Source organism: Streptomyces sp. NPDC026538, from assembly GCF_055567535.1.
The window spans coordinates 212,919-228,019 of record NZ_JBVHQG010000015.1; the positions used below are offsets into that span (position 1 = coordinate 212,919).

Below are 15,101 nucleotides of genomic sequence, written 5' to 3' on the forward strand. Positions count from 1 at the left end.
GTGATCGATATCAACGAGTCCATGATGCAGATCCTTCTGGCACTGATCGTGGTCGGCCCGCTCCTCGGCGCCGTCGCCGCCCTGCTGCCCGCCCCGCCCGGACTGAAGGGGAAGTCGCCCGAGCAGGCCGTGCTCCGCCACGGCGTGACCGTGACCGGCGTGATCCTCATCGCCGCGATCGTCCTCGCGCTCGGCTTCGACCACGACCATCCGTCGAGGATGCAGGCCACGACCGACATCAGCTGGATCCCCGCACTCGACGTGCGCATCCACCTCGGCATCGACGGCATCTCCCTCCCCCTCGTGGTCCTGACCGCGCTGCTGACCTTCCTCTGCGCGCTCTACACGTACTTCAACATGCCCGCGGGGCCGTCCCCGAAGGCCTTCGTCGCCCTGCTGCTCGTCCTGGAATCCGGCACCCTCGCCAGCTTCGCCGTCCTCGACCTGCTGCTGTTCTTCGTAGCGTTCGAGACGGTCCTCATCCCGATGTACTTCCTCATCGCCCGCTGGGGCGGCGCGGGGCGCACCCAGGCCGCCTGGAAGTTCATCCTCTTCACCCTGCTCGGATCCGTCGTCATGCTGCTCGGCCTGCTCCTGATCGGAATCAAGGCCGGCACGTTCGACATGGTGACACTCGCCACTGACAACGGCCGGTCGCTGAGCACATCCGTGCAGGTCATCGCCGTTCTGGCGGTCGGCATCGGCCTCGCGGTCAAGACCCCGATGTGGCCCCTGCACAGCTGGCTGCCGGACGCCCACACCGCCGCACCGACCGTCGGCTCGGTCCTGCTGGCCGGTGTCATGCTCAAAATGGGTACGTACGGGTTTGTCCGGATCCTGCTGCCGGTCGCGCCGGACGGATTCCGCACCTTCGCGCCGTACCTCGCCGCCTTCGCCGTCGTCGGGATCATCTACGGGTCCCTGGCCTGCCTGAACCTGGCCAAACGGGGCGCGAAGGGCGACCTCAAGCGCCTGATCGCCTACTCCTCGGTCGGCCACATGGGCTTCGTCCTGCTCGGCATCGCCACCATGACCCCTACCGGCGTCAACGGCGCCCTGTTCGCCAACATCGCCCACGGCCTCATCACCGGTCTGCTGTTCTTCCTGGTCGGCGGCCTGAAGGACCGTACCGGCACGACCGACCTGGACACCCTCGCCGAGGAGACGGGCGCCGCGCTGTACGGCAAGGCACCGCGCCTCGGGGGACTGCTCGCGTTCGCCGCCGTCGCCTCGCTCGGACTGCCCGGACTGGCCGGGTTCTGGGGCGAGATGCTGGCCCTCTTCGGCGCGTTCAAGCCCGCCGCAGATCTCAGCCGCCCGGCCTTCCTGACCTTCATGGCGATCGCCGCCTTCGGTACCCTGCTCACCGCCGCGTACATGCTGACCGTGGTCCGCCGTGTCTGCATGGGCGCCGTACCGCAGGACATGCCGGAACTCGTCGACGTCCGCACCTACGAGTTCGCGGCCTGGACCCCTCTCGTCGCCCTCACCGTCATCGCCGGACTGTGGCCGAAGGCCCTGCTCGGGCTGACCGACCCGGCCGTGCAGCAGCTCCTCGCAGGAGGCCCCCGATGAGTGCCCTGGCCCAGCCGTCGGCCGCGGACCTCGTCCAGTCCGTCGACTGGCTCGCCGTCGCCCCGCCCACCCTCACCGCGATCGTCGCACTCGCCGTCCTGGTCGCCGACCTGTTCGTGCCCGAGGCCAGGAAGCCGCTCCTCGGCTGGGTCTCGGTCGCCGGACTCGCCGCGTCCGCCGTCCTGCTGCTGCCGCTCCTGGACCACGACCGCAGCACCTTCTGCCTGACGGGCGCCACGCGCGCGTGCAGCTACACGGCCGACCGGTTCACCCTGGTCGTGCAGTTCCTGGTGCTCGGCGGCGCCCTGCTCACGGCCCTGCTGTCCGTCACCACCCTCAAGGACGGCAACCGCCGCTACCCCCAGGGCGAGTTCTGGTTCCTGCTGCTCTCCTCCGCTGCCGGCGCCGCCCTACTGCCCGCCTCCCGCGACCTCGCCACCCTGATCGTCGCCCTGGAAGTCGCCTCCCTGCCCGCCTTCGCCCTCGTCGGCATCCGGCACGGCGACGCGAAGTCCTCCGAAGCCGCCCTGAAGTTCTTCCTGTCCTCGGTGACCGCGACCGCCGTCAGCCTCCTGGGCATCAGCTTCGTGTACGCCACCACCGGCAGCCTCTACCTCACCCAGGTCGCCGACCGCATCCAGCACGTCGACGGCCAGCTGCACACCCTCGCCCAGACGGGCGTCGTCCTCACCCTTGTGGGTTTCGCGTTCAAGACGGCCGCCGTCCCCTTCCACTTCTGGGTCCCCGACACCTACGTCGGCGCCCCGCTCCCCATTGCCGCCTACCTGTCGGTCGTCGGCAAGGCCGTCGGCTTCTCCGGCCTGATCCTGGTCACCGTCGTCGCCTTCCCGTCGTACGCCGACGTCTGGGGCCCCGCACTCGCCGCCCTGGCCGCCCTCACCATGACCGTCGGCAACGTCGCGGCCCTGCGCCAGCAGGCCACGCGCGCGTACAGCGCGGTACGACTGCTCGCCTGGTCGTCGGTGGGCCAGGCCGGCTATCTGCTCGTGCCGATCGCCGCCGCCGGATACGCCAAGGACCCCCAGAAGGCCATCGGCTCCACCGTCGCCTACGCCCTCATGTACGCGGCCGTGAATCTCGGCGCCTTCGCGGTGGCCGCTCTGGTCGGCCGTACGAAGGAACTCAACCGGCTCACCGACTACCGAGGCCTGTACGGCAAGAACCCACTGACCGCGCTGCTCCTGGCGTTCTTCCTGCTGTGCCTGGCCGGACTCCCGCCCGGCCTCATCGGACTCTTCGCCAAGGTCACCGTCTTCTCGGCGGCCGTCGACGCCGGTCTCGGCTGGCTGGCCGTCGTCATGGCCGTCAACGTCGTGATCGCCCTCTTCTACTACCTCCAGTGGACCGCCCTGCTGTTCCGCGCTCCCGAAGGCGAAACCACCGAGCACCGCCTCCCGGCCCCCCTCACCGCCGCACTCGCCCTCACCGGCGCCCTCGGCATCGCCCTCTCCGGCGCGCCCCAGCTGGTGCTCCGCTTCGCCGCCACCGGCCTGTTCTGACGGCCTGCACGCGAGGGCGCGGACCACCGCCCGCGGGCGTGCGGACCGCCGCACGCGAGGGCGCGGCTCTCACCCGGACGGCTCACGCGGCGCACAGCGGACACAAGGGAACTAGTGGCCGTCGCCTGGCGTTGACCAGTGCGGAAGGGTCCACTGGACGTGACACCACGACACCGGTGGCATCGCAGATCGGAAGGCAGCACCGCAGGCAAAGGGTTCCCCTGCCGCACGACTTGGAGGGCGTACCGTGCACCGCCGGCACAACGGACTCAGGACGGCAGTTCTCCTCGGAGGGCTGTCGGCACTCATCATCGTCATCGGCAGCTTCTTCGGCCGGACGGGTCTGATCGTCGCGGTCCTCGTCGCCCTCGGCACGAACGCGTACGCGTACTGGAACAGCGACAAACTGGCGCTACGCGCGATGCGCGCACGCCCGGTGAGCGAATTCGAGGCGCCGGCCCTGTACCGGATGGTCCGCGACCTCTCCACCCAGGCCCGCCAGCCCATGCCCCGCCTGTACATCTCCCCGACGGAGGCCCCGAACGCCTTCGCGACCGGCCGCAACCCGCGCAACGCCGCCGTGTGCTGCACGGAAGGCATCCTGCGCATCCTGGACGAGCGCGAACTGCGGGGTGTGATCGGCCACGAGCTCAGCCACGTCTACAACCGCGACATCCTCATCTCGTCGGTCGCCGGCGCACTCGCCTCGGTGATCATGTTCCTGGTCAACTTCGCCTGGCTGATCCCCGTCGGCCGTTCGGACGACGACGACGGCCCCGGCTTCCTCGGCCTGCTGCTGATCATGATCCTGGGCCCGCTCGCCGCCACCCTCATCCAACTCGCCATCAGCCGCTCCCGGGAGTACGAGGCGGACGCCTCCGGCGCCCAGCTCACCGGTGACCCGCTCGCCCTCGCCAGCGCCCTGAGCAAGCTGGAGGCCGGGACCAAGCAGCTTCCGCTGCCCCCCGAGCCCCGGATCGAGACCGCGAGCCACATGATGATCGCGAACCCCTTCCGCCCGGGTCAGGGACTGTCCAAGATGTTCTCGACGCATCCGCCCATGGCGGAGCGGATCGCCCGGCTAGAGAAGATGGCAGGTCGCCCGCAGTGAAGACCATCCTGAACGTCATTTGGCTCGTCCTGAGCGGCTTCTGGCTGTTCCTCGGCTACCTGTTGGCGGGCGTGATCCTCTGCATCACGATCATCGGGATTCCGTTCGGCATCGCCGCGTTCCGTATCGGCGTCTACGCCCTGTGGCCCTTCGGCTACACGACCGTCGAGCGGCGGGACGCCGGCGCCCCTTCCTGTGTCGGCAACGTTCTGTGGCTGATCCTCGCGGGCTGGTGGCTGGCCCTCGCCCACATCGTCACCGGTCTCGTGATGTGCCTGACGATCATCGGGATCCCCTTCGGCATCGCCAACTTCAAGCTGATCCCGATCTCCCTGCTTCCGCTGGGACGCGAGATCGTGCCCACGGACCAGCCGTTCGCGAACCGCTGACCGCAGCTCATCCGGCGCTTACCGCGTACGAGTTGTCCACAGGCCCGCACCCGGGGCCAAGGGTTGTCCACAGCCCGCCGCGATTGTCAGTGGCGGCCTGCATCATGAAGCCATGACCGAGATCGAGCAGTTGCTGACTCAGGTGGCGGTACAGGCCCGCGACTCCCGTCCGTGGGGCTGGCCTGCGCTCCCCGCGCCCGTCGACGCAGCCACCCTCGACCGCGCCCAGGAGGCCCTGGGCTTCCCCCTGCCACGCCTCCTCACCGCGCTCTACGAGCAGGTCGGCGACGGGGGCTTCGGCCCGTCGTACGGATTGCTGCCCCTGCTCGACGCTGCTCCCTCCGGCGAACCCGCCGCCGTCGCCCAGTACCTCACCAACCGCGAGTACGGCCGCAAGAACCCGGAGCGGCCCTGGCCGGAGGGCGTCCTGCCGATCTCCCACTGGGGCTGCGGTATGTACGCGTGCGTGGACTGCCGCACCCCGCAGGCCACGGTTCTGCTCTACGAGCCGAACGCCGACGGCGCCGACGGAGCCTGGTTCGTGGACGCACCCACCCTCACCGACTGGCTGTGCGTCTGGCTGAACCGCACGGGCTGGTACGAGGAGACCGACGAGGGCACGGATCTGGCCCCGTGGGACGACTTCCGGATACGCACGGCTCCGGTGCCGGAGCAGGCCTCCTGAGGGACCGGGCCTCCTGAGCGCGGCCGTCGGCTACCGAGCTGTCACCCGCCGCCGTACGGCGTACGCCACCGCGCCCACGGCCAGCACGGCCGCCCCCGTGGCCACGGAAGCGACCGGCAGCGCGAAGGCGAGCACGGCACACCCCAGCAGGCCCACCACCGGAACCACGCGGGCACGCGGAGCCGGATCGAGTGTCCAGGCCGAGGCGTTGGCCACCGCGTAGTACGCCAGCACACCGAAGGAGGAGAAACCGATGGCGCCCCGGAGGTCGACGGTCGCCGCCGCCAGGGCGACCACCGCGCCGACGGCCAGCTCCGCGCGGTGCGGGACCTCGAATCGCGGATGCACGGCGGCCAGCGCCGGGGGCAGATGGCCGTCACGAGCCATGGCGAGCGTGGTCCGTGACACGCCAAGGATCAGCGCCAGCAGCGAGCCGAGCGCGGCCACCACCGCCCCCACCCGCACCACGGGCACCAGCCCCGGCACCCCGGCCGCCCGTACCGCGTCGGCCAGCGGCGCCCCCGTCCGTCCCAGCGCGTCCGCGCCGAGCACGCAGAGCACGGCCACGGCCACGCACGCGTACACCACCAGTGCGATAGCCAGGGCCAGCGGGATCGCGCGCGGGATGGTGCGCGCCGGGTCCCGCACCTCCTCACCGAGGGTCGCGATCCGCGCGTACCCGGCGAACGCGAAGAACAGCAGTCCGGCCGCCTGAAGCACACCGCCCACACCCGATGACAGGCCGATGTCCAGCCGCCCGGCGTCCGCCCGCCCGGACGTCAGGCACACGACCACCACGCAGGCGAGGACCGCCAGCACCACGGCGACGATCAGCCGCGTCAGCCAGGCCGACTTCTGGATACCGCCGTAGTTCACGGCGGTCAGCGCCACCACGGCCGCGACCGCAACCGCATGCGCCTGCCCCGGCCATGCGTAGGCGCCCACGGTCAGGGCCATCGCGGCGCAGGACGCCGTCTTGCCGACGACGAACGCCCAGCCCGCGAGGTACCCCCAGAAGGCGCCGAGCCGCTCCCGCCCGTACACGTAGGTGCCGCCCGACTGCGGATAGCGGGCGGCGAGGCGGGCCGAGGACATGGCGTTGCAGTAGGCGACCAGGGCTGCGACGGCCAGCCCGGGCAGCAGCCCCGACCCGGCCGCGCGGGCCGCCGGGCCCAGGGCCGAGAACACGCCTGCCCCGATCATCGCGCCGAGGCCGACGATCACCGCGTCGTGCACGCCCAGCGTGCGCCGCAGGCCGGGAGGGGAGGAAACCATGCGACGCACCCTACTGATCGCCGCAACCGTGGGGCGTCGCCAGGGCGTCCTCGTCATCGACAGAGCACGAACACACGCGCGACGGCCATCTGCGGACGACTCGGACGGCCTGTCCGGCACAGCCGGCCGAGAACGAAATCACAGGGCCGCAACAGTGCGAACACAGCGGCGAAGGGCAGGTTCAGGGCATGGGCATCATCAGTTGGATCATCCTGGGACTGTTGGCCGGCGCCATCGCCAAAATCCTGCTGCCGGGACGCGACCCGGGCGGCTTCATCGGCACGACCCTCATCGGCATCGTGGGCGCGTTCCTCGGCGGCTGGATATCGGCCCGCTGGCTGGACCACCCCATCACCAAGCACTTCTACGACGGCGCGACCTGGGTGGCGGCGATCGGCGGCTCGTTGGTCCTGCTGATCCTCTACCGCCTCCTCTTCGGCAATTCACGCGACTGAGCGCCCGGCCGCGGCCGGCAGCGGAGAAGGGTGGACACCGGGGGCGCCCACCCTTCGTCGTACCTCGGCCTACCGTGACTACCGGTAGTTCACGAACTGGAGCGCGAATTCGAAGTCCTGGCCCTTCAGGAGCGTGATCACGGCCTGGAGGTCGTCGCGGCTCTTGGAGCTGACGCGCAGTTCGTCGCCCTGTACCTGGGCCTTCACACCCTTGGGACCCTCGTCCCGGATGATCTTCGCGACCTTCTTCGCGTTCTCCTGGGAGATGCCCTCCTCGATCGACGCGAAGATCTTGTACTCCTTGCCGGAGAGCTGCGGCTCACCCGCGTCGAGCGCCTTCAGCGAGATGCCACGCTTGATCAGCTTCGACTGGAAGACGTCGAGGATGGCCTTGACCCGCTCCTCGGAGTTCGCCTGCATCAGGATCTTCTCGCCGGACCAGGCGATCGAGGCGTCCACGCCCTTGAAGTCATAGCGCTGAGAGACCTCCTTGGCGGCCTGGTTGAGGGCGTTGTCGACCTCCTGCCGCTCGACCTTCGAGACGATGTCGAAACTGGAGTCGGCCATGTCCTGTGGCTCCTTGTATCCGGGGGCGTAACGGGATGCGTTCCGGCGCGCGACGGCGACCGCGCCTGGTGTGGGGACCGGGCCGCATCCGCACCAGCCTAGCCACCCCACGTCTCGCGAGCGCAGATCAATCGGGTGGCGGAGCACCCCTCGGGATCGGGTATTGTTTACGTCGTTGCCAGGGAGCACCGCCGAAAAACGGTTCGACTTGGTGGCAAACCCCGGCGGTGTGCCCGAGCGGCCAAAGGGAGCAGACTGTAAATCTGCCGGCTTCGCCTTCCCAGGTTCGAATCCTGGCGCCGCCACTTTGGGGACGACCCCCTCTGGACTGTGGAAACACAGATCGGAGGGGGTCTCTTCGTTGTGCCGGAATGCGTCGCGCGGGTGAGGCATGCCCCACATCGGCGTCGGCGTGGCCGCTTCTGAACGTGCGGGAACGCGGAGGCGGGCGCCCGGCCGGCGCGCGTGACGACCCCTGTGCCCCGGCGCCGTCGCCACCCTGCGGGGCCGGCGCGGAGGGGCTGGCCCCGCAGCCGGTGCGCCCTCACGACCACACTGTCGGCGTGAGCGCGGACGACACCGCGGTCGCTCGGGTCAGCCGCCCAGGACGCCCGTGGCCACCGGTACGTGTGCCACGCCCCGGGGCACACTGGGCTCATGTCCTCCCGACGTAGAACCTGCCCGGTGTGCCGCCGCGAAATCGCCGTCGTCGCGGGACGCTTCGCACGGCACGACCCGCCCGGGGCGCGGGACACCAGCGACCTGGTCTCCTGCTCCGGCTCGCGGCGGCAGGCCCAACTCGGGGAGGCTCAGCCGTCGTTGGACGGTTACACCGTGCCGGACTTTCCCGGGCAGCTGTCGCTGTTCTGAGGACCACCCCCGGCCGTCGCCACCGTCACAAGTCCCAACGGCCGGGCGGTGAGTTCAGTTCCCGGCCACCGATTTCACGGCCACCGTGACCGGCGTCGAACCGCCGATCAGTTCCAGGGTCAGACCGGCCGTCGCCGACGTGTCCACCAACTCCGCGAGTACGGCGGCCACGTCGTCGCGCGGGACCGACCCCGGGCCCGTGTGCGCCTCCAGACGCACCAGGCCCTTGCCCGGCTCGTCCGTCAGTCGACCGGGGCGCAGGATCGTCCAGTCCAGGGCGCTCTGCCGGGTGACGTACGCGTCGGCCTCGCCCTTGGCCCGCAGATACACGTCGAAGACGTCGTCGCCCTGGTGCGCCGGGTCCGCGCCCATCGCCGAGACGACCACGAGACGGCGCACGCTCGCGCGTACCGCCGCGTCCACGAGCAACACCGCCGCGCCCTTGTCCACCGTCTCCTTGCGGGCCGCGCCGCTGCCCGGGCCCGCGCCCGCCGCGAACACCGCCGCGTCCGCTCCCTGCAGTTGCGCCGCGACCTCCTCGACCGATGCCGACTCCAGGTCGAGCAGCACCGGTTCGGCACCGGCCGCGCGCAGATCGTCGCTCTGCTCGGCCTTCCGGATGATTCCCGCTACCTCGTCTCCACGCGCGGAGAGCAGCCGCTCCAACCGCAGCGCGATCTGACCATGACCACCAGCGATGACAATGCGCATGTTTCCGACCGTACGCCCGAAGCCCCGCATCCGCCGCACGACTTCACGCGCCCCACGCGCTCGCGCGGGTCCCGTGAGCGACCCGCCGGGTTGACCTCGTCTCCGCGGGCGCGTTCCTGCGCACCGCGCGCCCCCGCGCACTGACCCACACGCCGGTGCCCACGCCCCCGAACGCACCGCCCAACACTCACGAGCCCAGGCGCCCGCCTGCTCACACCACCCGGCGCGGGCTCGCCCATCTGCAGCGCCCGCCTCCACGCCGCGCGCCCCCGCGCACTGCCATCGCCACGCGCCGGTCCCTCCGCTCCCGCGCCCGCTCGCACCCCGCGACACGCGCCCCGACGCCTCCGCCCCATGCGCCCCCTCAGGACACCTCGCCCCGCCCCTGCCGAGGCAGCCCCAGCTCCGCTGTCGCCGCCGAGTTGCAGTACTCGCGGACCGCGCTCGTACGTGCCACCACGCGCCCCCGGTGCACCACGATCCGGCTGTAGGCGAGGGAGAGGGCGCCGGCCAGGTGGTCGCCGCGTACGGCGAGGAGTTCGGCGGGGAAGCCGGCCTCGACGCGGACCTCGGGAAGGCCGAGGGCGGCGCGGGAGGAGGTGCTCACGGTGTCGTAGGCGTCCTCGGGACGAAGGCCGTGGCGGGAGGCCAGGAGGTAGGCGGCCTCCAGGGGGTCGCCGCGGCCGACGGGGTTCGACAGGTCGCGCAGGGCGCCGCTGCCGGCGGCGACCCGCACCCCGGCCGCGCGCAACAGCCGTACCGGAGCCGTGCCGCGGCGGTCGACGGAGCCGCAGCCGCCCTGGGGCAGGCACACCACCGTGACGCCGGCCGCGGCGAGCTGGTCCGCGACCCGGGCGACCGCCTCGGCGGGCAGGCGCGCGAGCCCGGCGCACGGGCCGACTGACACGCCGGGGCGCATGCCGCCCGCCATCGCGGCGAGTCTCGCCAGCCGGGCCGGGTCGACGGCGTCCGTGTGCAGGTCGACCGGACAGCCGTGCTCGGAGGCCACCTCCAGGACGGCTTCCGCATAGCCGGTGGGATCGGGGTCCAGATCCGGGCAGCCGCCCAGCACCGACGCGCCCATCTTCGCCGCGTCCCGCAGTATCGCCAGCCCCTCCGCGCCGGCCACCCCGGTCAGGACGCGCGGCATCGCGACCGCCGTGAGCTCCGCGAGCCCGCGCAGCGAACGGCGCGCCTGGAGAACGGCGGCAAGGGCGGCCAGCCCCTGGACGTCGCCCACGCGCACGTGCGCGCGTACCGCCGTCGCGCCGTGGCCGAGTTGCAGCAGGGCGGCCTCGGTGGCGCGGCGCTGGACGTCGTCGGGGTCGGACGAGACGGGGCCGCCACGATCGGCGGAGAGTGCGGTGTCGCCGTGAGCGTGCGGTTCGGCCGGGGCCGGCAGGAGGAGGTAACCGCTGAGATCCACGCGCGCGCCGCCCGCGCGGGCCGGACCCGGTGCCAGGCTGCCGGCCGTACCGACCGCCTCGATGCGCCCGCCGCTCAGCCGTACGTCCACGGTCCGGCCGTCGGTGAGCCGTGCCCCGCACAGCAGGAGCCCGGTCGGCTCGGACTGTCCCGAGGAGCCCGGGGAGTTGGACGACGACGAGGGCGGCTGCGGCTGGCTGTCGGGCATCGCGCTCCAGGAAGGTCGGTCCGGGCGGGGACTCAAGATCACGCAGAGTGAGTCGAGCCTAGGGTGGCGAACCGTGCGGGGCGGGGAGGAGCGCAATAGTCGTACCGGCCTGGTCGGACCGGTCGGGGACCTCGTCGGACCGGCCGGGAACGGTTCGCCACGCGCGTGTGAGGAGCGTCGGAAGGGGCCCGAGAGGCTGCCGTGAGCCGGGCGGAAGGGGCCCGGTGGAGCGGCGGGAAACGGATTTGGGTGAACGGCGGCCGAGCGTGTAATGTCTTCATCGCTCGCCCCAATAGCTCAGTCGGCAGAGCGTCTCCATGGTAAGGAGAAGGTCTACGGTTCGATTCCGTATTGGGGCTCTGGTGTGAGAGGTCCCGTCGCGAGGCGGGACTGATCTCATCAAAGCGGTGTAGCTCAGTCGGTAGAGCAAGCGGCTCATAATCGCTGTGTCACCGGTTCAAGTCCGGTCACCGCTACTGACAGTAGCCGATTGCGGGGTCGGTCCTTCGATCGGCTACTCTTTTTGCGTTGAATCAGTCCATCCGTTCGTCTTAGGAGCACTCACGTGGCTGCCACCGACGTCCGCCCGAAGATCACGCTGGCCTGCGTGGAGTGCAAGGAGCGGAACTACATCACCAAGAAGAACCGGCGTAACAACCCGGACCGTCTTGAGATGAAGAAGCACTGCCCGCGTTGCAACGCGCACACTGCGCACCGCGAAACGCGATAAAAACAGGCTCGTTCGTGAGGCCGTCCCCGACCTGGGGGCGGCCTCACGGCGTTTCGGCAGTTGGCTTTCCCGCTAGTTTGTGGGACATCACAGCAGACATCAGGAGGTGCCGGGCCAATGGCGCTCGACCAGTCCTTCGTGGGACGGACCTACCCACCCACCGAGCCCTACGAGGTGGGCCGGGAGAAGATCCGTGAGTTCGCCGAGGCGGTCGGCGACACCAACCCCGTGTACACGGACCCGGAGGCCGCCAAGGCGCTCGGCCATTCCGATGTGATCGCCCCGCCGACCTTTGTCTTCTCGATCACTTTCCGCGCGGCCGGGCAGGTCGTCGAGGACCCGCAGCTGGGCCTGGACTACAGCCGGGTGGTGCACGGCGACCAGAAGTTCGCCTACCGGCGTCCGGTGCGTGCCGGCGACCGGCTGACCGTCGTCTCGACGATCGAGGCCGTCAAGTCCCTCGCGGGCAACGACGTCATCGACATCCGCGGCGACGTCCACGACGAGACGGGCGAACTCGTGGTGAGCGCCCTGACCAAGCTGGTGGCCCGCGCGGCGGACGCAGAAGAAGGCGAGGCGTGAGGATCCGATGACGTCGAAGATCGCGTACGAGGACGTCGAGGTCGGCACCGAACTGCCTGCCCAGACCTTCCCTGTGACCCGTGCCACGCTGGTGCGGTACGCGGGCGCCTCCGGGGACTTCAACCCCATCCACTGGAACGAGAAGTTCGCCAGGGAGGTGGGCCTGCCGGACGTCATCGCGCACGGGATGTTCACCATGGCCGAGGCGATCCGCGTGGTCACCGACTGGACCGGAGACCCGGGCGCGGTCACCGAGTACGGCGTTCGCTTCACCCGGCCCGTCGTCGTCCCGAACGACGACCAGGGGGCCCTCATCGAGGTCAGCGGCAAGGTCGCGGCCAAGCTCGATGACAACACCGTGCGCGTCGACCTGACGGCGACGAGCGCGGGCCAGAAGGTGCTGGGCATGTCACGGGCGGTCGTACGCCTGGGCTGAGCCCGGCAGGTTGGACAGCCCGGTCCGGCGGATTCGACGGTCTGGGGCAGGGGGTTCGATGGCCCGGTCCGGCGGTTCGACGGCCTGGGTCAGCGGGTTCGACGGTCCGGTCCGGCGGTTCGACGATCCGGTCCAGCGAGCTCGATCGTCCGGTCCGGTGGTTCGATGATCCGGTCCGGCGAGTTCCCCGACCCGGTCGGTGAGTTCCACGGCTCGGTAAGGGGCGCTTCCCATTGCGGGGCGCCCCTTACGCATGTGCGGCCCCTACCCGTGAAACGGGCCGGGAGGAGAGGGCGTTCCCTGGTCCCTTGACTTGGTTAGTGATTGAGTACTAACTTCATCGCATGGTCAGGATGAGTGCTGAGGAGCGGCGCGAGAGTGTCGTCCGTGCGGCGATCGCCGAGTTCTCGCAGAGGGGCTACTACGGCACCTCCACCGAGGCGATCGCCAAGCGGGTCGGGGTTTCGCAGCCGTATCTCTTCCGGCTCTTCCCGGGCAAGAAAGCGATCTTCGCCGCCGCCTCGCAGCGCTGCATCGACGAGATGCGTGAACTCTTCGAGGAGGCGGCCGAGGGGTTGCGGGGTGAAGAGGCCCTGCATGCCATGGGTGGCGCATATGTGCAGCTCATCCAGGAGCAGCCGGAGCGGCTCCAGATGCAGATGCAGACGTACATCACGGTCGCGGCCGCCGAGGCGGAAGGCGAGCACGAGTTCGGCGAGCTCGTGCGGGCCGGCTGGGGGCGACTGTGGGACACCGTCCATCTGCTCTTGGGGGCCGACGTCGACCGCACCACGACCTTCCTGGCCAAAGGGATGCTCATCAATACCTATGCGGCCATGGGGTTTCCGCCCGATCACCGGGTCTGGCAGGGGATGTACTCGAACGTCGTGGACACCGGACGGCTGGAGAGCTGCGGCGAGGGCTGAGGGGCCGTTCGCCCTTCCCGGTCCAGGCCTTCCCATGCCTCAGATACTTAGTGATCAATAACTAATCAACTCGCAGGCCACGCTCTGGGGGAGCGATGTCACAGCAGACCGCACGTCAGGGGGGCGCCGTATGGGCGCTCGTCATCACCAGCGTCGCCGGATTCATGGCGGCCCTCGACAACCTCGTCGTCACCACCGCACTGCCCTCCATCCGCAAGGACCTCGGCGGTGCCCTGGACGACCTCGAATGGACCGTGAGCGCCTACACGCTCACCTTCGCCGTCCTGCTGATGTTCGGCGCGGCCCTCGGTGACCGCTTCGGACGCCGTCGGCTCTTCCTCGCCGGGCTCGCCGTCTTCACCGGCGCCTCCGCCGCCGCGGCCATGGCGCCCGGCATCGACTCCCTGATCGCCGCCCGCGCGGTGCAGGGGGTCGGCGCGGCCGTGATGATGCCGCTGACGCTCACCCTGCTGACGGCGGCCGTGCCGGAGGCCAGGCGCGGGATGGCGTACGGCATCTGGGGCGCCGTCAACGGACTCGCGGTCGCCTCCGGGCCGCTCATCGGCGGCAGCCTCACCGAACACGTGTCCTGGCACTGGATCTTCTGGCTGAACGTACCGCTCGGCCTCGCCCTGCTGCCGCTCGCCCGTCTCCGTCTCGCCGAGTCCCACGGCACCGGCGCCCCGCTCGACTTCCCCGGCACCCTGCTCGCCAGCGGCGGGCTCTTCGGGATCGTCTACGGCCTGGTGCGCGGCCCCGCCGACGGCTGGACCAGCTCCCTCGTGCTCACCGGGCTGTTCGCGGGCGGCGCGCTGCTCGTCGGCTTCGTCATCCACGGCAGCCGCGCCAAGAACCCCATGCTGCCGATGCGGCTCTTCCGCTCCCGCGCCTTCTCCGGGATCAACGCGGCGAGCCTGCTGATGTTCCTCGGGATGTTCGGCTCGATCTTCCTGCTCAGCCAGTACATGCAGGGTGTCCTCGGCTACTCGCCCACCGAGGCGGGCCTCAGGATGCTGCCCTGGACCGGCATGCCGATGCTCGTCGCACCGATCGCCGGGATCCTCTCCGACCGGATAGGGGGCCGCCCGGTCGCCGCCGCCGGACTCTTCCTGCAGGCCGCCGGGCTCGGCTACATGGCCTCCGTGGTCACCGCCCACGCCTCCTACGGCGTCCAGCTGCCCGGTCTGATCATCAGCGGTATCGGCATGGCGCTGTACTTCGCCCCCGCCGCCAACCTCGTGATGTCCGCCGTACGCCCGCAGGAGCAGGGCATCGCCTCCGGCGCCAACAACGCGCTGCGTGAGGTCGGCGGCGCACTCGGCATCGCCGTCATGTCGTCCATCTTCGCGGCCCAGGGCGGCTACGAGAGCGCCCAGAGCTTCGTGGACGGGCTGCGGCCCGCCCTGGTCACCGGCTCCGCCGTGGTCGCCGTCGCCGGGATCGCCGCCCTGTTCATCCCCGGCCGCCGCCGCGCCGCGCGGACGGTCACCGAGGGGGAGGCGGCCCTGGCTCTGGAGAGTGTCGGCAGCTGATGGCACGCGCGCGTGGGGGTCGTGACGGGGAGAAAGGGGGGGGAGAGCGGAGGGAGTGTTGGTTGCATCTCACCGCCCCCTGGGCTTGCAGGAACTCCCCCGCA

At 70.6% G+C, this 15,101-nt stretch carries 16 protein-coding genes and 3 tRNA genes; 15 read left to right on the plus strand and 4 right to left on the minus strand.

Annotated elements, in window-relative coordinates:
• From ACZ4N4_RS41850 to ACZ4N4_RS41870, 5 genes are all read left to right on the plus strand, one after another.
• Complete coding sequence (locus tag ACZ4N4_RS41850; protein WP_467599040.1) at positions 1 to 1,575, plus strand: complex I subunit 4 family protein; 1,575 nt, start codon at positions 1 to 3, stop codon at positions 1,573 to 1,575.
• On the plus strand, positions 1,572 to 3,095 hold the full coding sequence (locus ACZ4N4_RS41855; protein ID WP_467599043.1) for an NADH-quinone oxidoreductase subunit N: 1,524 nt from the start codon (positions 1,572 to 1,574) through the stop codon (positions 3,093 to 3,095). Before ACZ4N4_RS41850 ends, ACZ4N4_RS41855 begins: the two co-directional genes overlap by 4 nt.
• A 247-nt stretch (positions 3,096 to 3,342) precedes the next feature.
• The gene (gene htpX / locus ACZ4N4_RS41860) at positions 3,343 to 4,206 is read left to right on the plus strand and encodes a zinc metalloprotease HtpX (protein WP_453574660.1); all 864 of its coding nucleotides are present in this window, start codon (positions 3,343 to 3,345) and stop codon (positions 4,204 to 4,206) included.
• Positions 4,203 to 4,595, plus strand: coding sequence for a YccF domain-containing protein (locus tag ACZ4N4_RS41865; protein WP_467599046.1), 393 nt, complete (start codon positions 4,203 to 4,205; stop codon positions 4,593 to 4,595). The genes htpX and ACZ4N4_RS41865 overlap by 4 nt, the downstream gene beginning before the upstream one ends.
• Before the next feature lie 112 nt (positions 4,596 to 4,707).
• Complete coding sequence (locus ACZ4N4_RS41870) at positions 4,708 to 5,280, plus strand: SMI1/KNR4 family protein (RefSeq protein ID WP_467599049.1); 573 nt, start codon at positions 4,708 to 4,710, stop codon at positions 5,278 to 5,280.
• A gap of 30 nt (positions 5,281 to 5,310) precedes the next feature.
• Here the strand turns inward: ACZ4N4_RS41870 and ACZ4N4_RS41875 are convergent, their stop codons facing one another.
• The gene (locus ACZ4N4_RS41875) at positions 5,311 to 6,555 is read right to left on the minus strand and encodes an APC family permease (protein ID WP_467599052.1); all 1,245 of its coding nucleotides are present in this window, start codon (positions 6,553 to 6,555) and stop codon (positions 5,311 to 5,313) included.
• Positions 6,556 to 6,743: 188 nt separating this feature from the next.
• Here ACZ4N4_RS41875 and ACZ4N4_RS41880 point away from each other — a divergent pair, with 188 nt between their 5' ends.
• On the plus strand, positions 6,744 to 7,010 hold the full coding sequence (locus ACZ4N4_RS41880) for a GlsB/YeaQ/YmgE family stress response membrane protein (protein WP_453574674.1): 267 nt from the start codon (positions 6,744 to 6,746) through the stop codon (positions 7,008 to 7,010).
• 78 nt (positions 7,011 to 7,088) lie between these two features.
• Here ACZ4N4_RS41880 and ACZ4N4_RS41885 read toward each other — a convergent pair whose 3' ends face one another.
• Complete coding sequence (locus ACZ4N4_RS41885; protein WP_467599055.1) at positions 7,089 to 7,577, minus strand: YajQ family cyclic di-GMP-binding protein; 489 nt, start codon at positions 7,575 to 7,577, stop codon at positions 7,089 to 7,091.
• 223 nt (positions 7,578 to 7,800) lie between these two features.
• Between ACZ4N4_RS41885 and ACZ4N4_RS41890 the strand changes: the two genes are divergently transcribed.
• Together ACZ4N4_RS41890 and ACZ4N4_RS41895 are read left to right on the plus strand one after the other, a co-directional pair.
• Positions 7,801 to 7,882 (plus strand) — tRNA-Tyr (locus ACZ4N4_RS41890).
• Positions 7,883 to 8,234: 352 nt separating this feature from the next.
• On the plus strand, positions 8,235 to 8,447 hold the full coding sequence (locus tag ACZ4N4_RS41895) for a hypothetical protein (protein WP_467599058.1): 213 nt from the start codon (positions 8,235 to 8,237) through the stop codon (positions 8,445 to 8,447).
• Positions 8,448 to 8,501: 54 nt separating this feature from the next.
• Here the strand turns inward: ACZ4N4_RS41895 and ACZ4N4_RS41900 are convergent, their stop codons facing one another.
• Together ACZ4N4_RS41900 and ACZ4N4_RS41905 are read right to left on the minus strand one after the other, a co-directional pair.
• Positions 8,502 to 9,158 (minus strand): SDR family oxidoreductase, encoded by a 657-nt coding sequence (locus tag ACZ4N4_RS41900; protein ID WP_467599061.1) that lies wholly within the window; start codon positions 9,156 to 9,158, stop codon positions 8,502 to 8,504.
• A 364-nt stretch (positions 9,159 to 9,522) separates the two neighbouring features.
• Positions 9,523 to 10,791, minus strand: coding sequence for an amidohydrolase family protein (locus ACZ4N4_RS41905; protein ID WP_467599064.1), 1,269 nt, complete (start codon positions 10,789 to 10,791; stop codon positions 9,523 to 9,525).
• A gap of 286 nt (positions 10,792 to 11,077) precedes the next feature.
• Between ACZ4N4_RS41905 and ACZ4N4_RS41910 the strand changes: the two genes are divergently transcribed.
• The 7 genes from ACZ4N4_RS41910 to ACZ4N4_RS41940 all read left to right on the plus strand — a co-directional run bounded on the left by ACZ4N4_RS41910 (position 11,078) and on the right by ACZ4N4_RS41940 (position 14,997).
• Positions 11,078 to 11,150 (plus strand) — tRNA-Thr (locus ACZ4N4_RS41910).
• 44 nt (positions 11,151 to 11,194) lie between these two features.
• Positions 11,195 to 11,267, plus strand: a tRNA-Met gene (locus tag ACZ4N4_RS41915).
• A gap of 89 nt (positions 11,268 to 11,356) precedes the next feature.
• Positions 11,357 to 11,521: a 50S ribosomal protein L33 gene (gene rpmG / locus ACZ4N4_RS41920; RefSeq protein ID WP_003948671.1), complete on the plus strand. Its 165-nt coding sequence runs from the start codon at positions 11,357 to 11,359 to the stop codon at positions 11,519 to 11,521.
• A 117-nt stretch (positions 11,522 to 11,638) separates the two neighbouring features.
• Positions 11,639 to 12,103, plus strand: a complete 465-nt coding sequence (locus tag ACZ4N4_RS41925; protein WP_450754129.1) for an FAS1-like dehydratase domain-containing protein — start codon at positions 11,639 to 11,641, stop codon at positions 12,101 to 12,103.
• 7 nt (positions 12,104 to 12,110) lie between these two features.
• The gene (locus ACZ4N4_RS41930) at positions 12,111 to 12,539 is read left to right on the plus strand and encodes a MaoC family dehydratase (RefSeq protein WP_453574685.1); all 429 of its coding nucleotides are present in this window, start codon (positions 12,111 to 12,113) and stop codon (positions 12,537 to 12,539) included.
• Positions 12,540 to 12,883: 344 nt separating this feature from the next.
• Complete coding sequence (locus tag ACZ4N4_RS41935; RefSeq protein ID WP_467599067.1) at positions 12,884 to 13,465, plus strand: TetR/AcrR family transcriptional regulator; 582 nt, start codon at positions 12,884 to 12,886, stop codon at positions 13,463 to 13,465.
• 95 nt (positions 13,466 to 13,560) lie between these two features.
• Positions 13,561 to 14,997: a DHA2 family efflux MFS transporter permease subunit gene (locus ACZ4N4_RS41940; RefSeq protein WP_467599070.1), complete on the plus strand. Its 1,437-nt coding sequence runs from the start codon at positions 13,561 to 13,563 to the stop codon at positions 14,995 to 14,997.
• Positions 14,998 to 15,101: the final 104 nt, after the last annotated feature.

Excerpts from the sequence above, each read along its gene's own strand:
- ACZ4N4_RS41855 (WP_467599043.1), top strand. The coding sequence starts at position 1,572 with ATGAGTGCCCTGGCCCAGCCGTCGGCCGCGGACCTCGTCCAGTCCGTC.
- ACZ4N4_RS41870 (WP_467599049.1), top strand. The coding sequence starts at position 4,708 with ATGACCGAGATCGAGCAGTTGCTGACTCAGGTGGCGGTACAGGCCCGC.
- ACZ4N4_RS41875 (WP_467599052.1), bottom strand. The coding sequence starts at position 6,555 with ATGGTTTCCTCCCCTCCCGGCCTGCGGCGCACGCTGGGCGTGCACGAC.
- ACZ4N4_RS41880 (WP_453574674.1), top strand. The coding sequence starts at position 6,744 with ATGGGCATCATCAGTTGGATCATCCTGGGACTGTTGGCCGGCGCCATC.
- ACZ4N4_RS41885 (WP_467599055.1), bottom strand. The coding sequence starts at position 7,577 with ATGGCCGACTCCAGTTTCGACATCGTCTCGAAGGTCGAGCGGCAGGAG.
- ACZ4N4_RS41895 (WP_467599058.1), top strand. The coding sequence starts at position 8,235 with ATGTCCTCCCGACGTAGAACCTGCCCGGTGTGCCGCCGCGAAATCGCC.
- ACZ4N4_RS41900 (WP_467599061.1), bottom strand. The coding sequence starts at position 9,158 with ATGCGCATTGTCATCGCTGGTGGTCATGGTCAGATCGCGCTGCGGTTG.
- ACZ4N4_RS41905 (WP_467599064.1), bottom strand. The coding sequence starts at position 10,791 with ATGCCCGACAGCCAGCCGCAGCCGCCCTCGTCGTCGTCCAACTCCCCG.
- ACZ4N4_RS41925 (WP_450754129.1), top strand. The coding sequence starts at position 11,639 with ATGGCGCTCGACCAGTCCTTCGTGGGACGGACCTACCCACCCACCGAG.
- ACZ4N4_RS41930 (WP_453574685.1), top strand. The coding sequence starts at position 12,111 with ATGACGTCGAAGATCGCGTACGAGGACGTCGAGGTCGGCACCGAACTG.
- ACZ4N4_RS41935 (WP_467599067.1), top strand. The coding sequence starts at position 12,884 with ATGGTCAGGATGAGTGCTGAGGAGCGGCGCGAGAGTGTCGTCCGTGCG.
- ACZ4N4_RS41940 (WP_467599070.1), top strand. The coding sequence starts at position 13,561 with ATGTCACAGCAGACCGCACGTCAGGGGGGCGCCGTATGGGCGCTCGTC.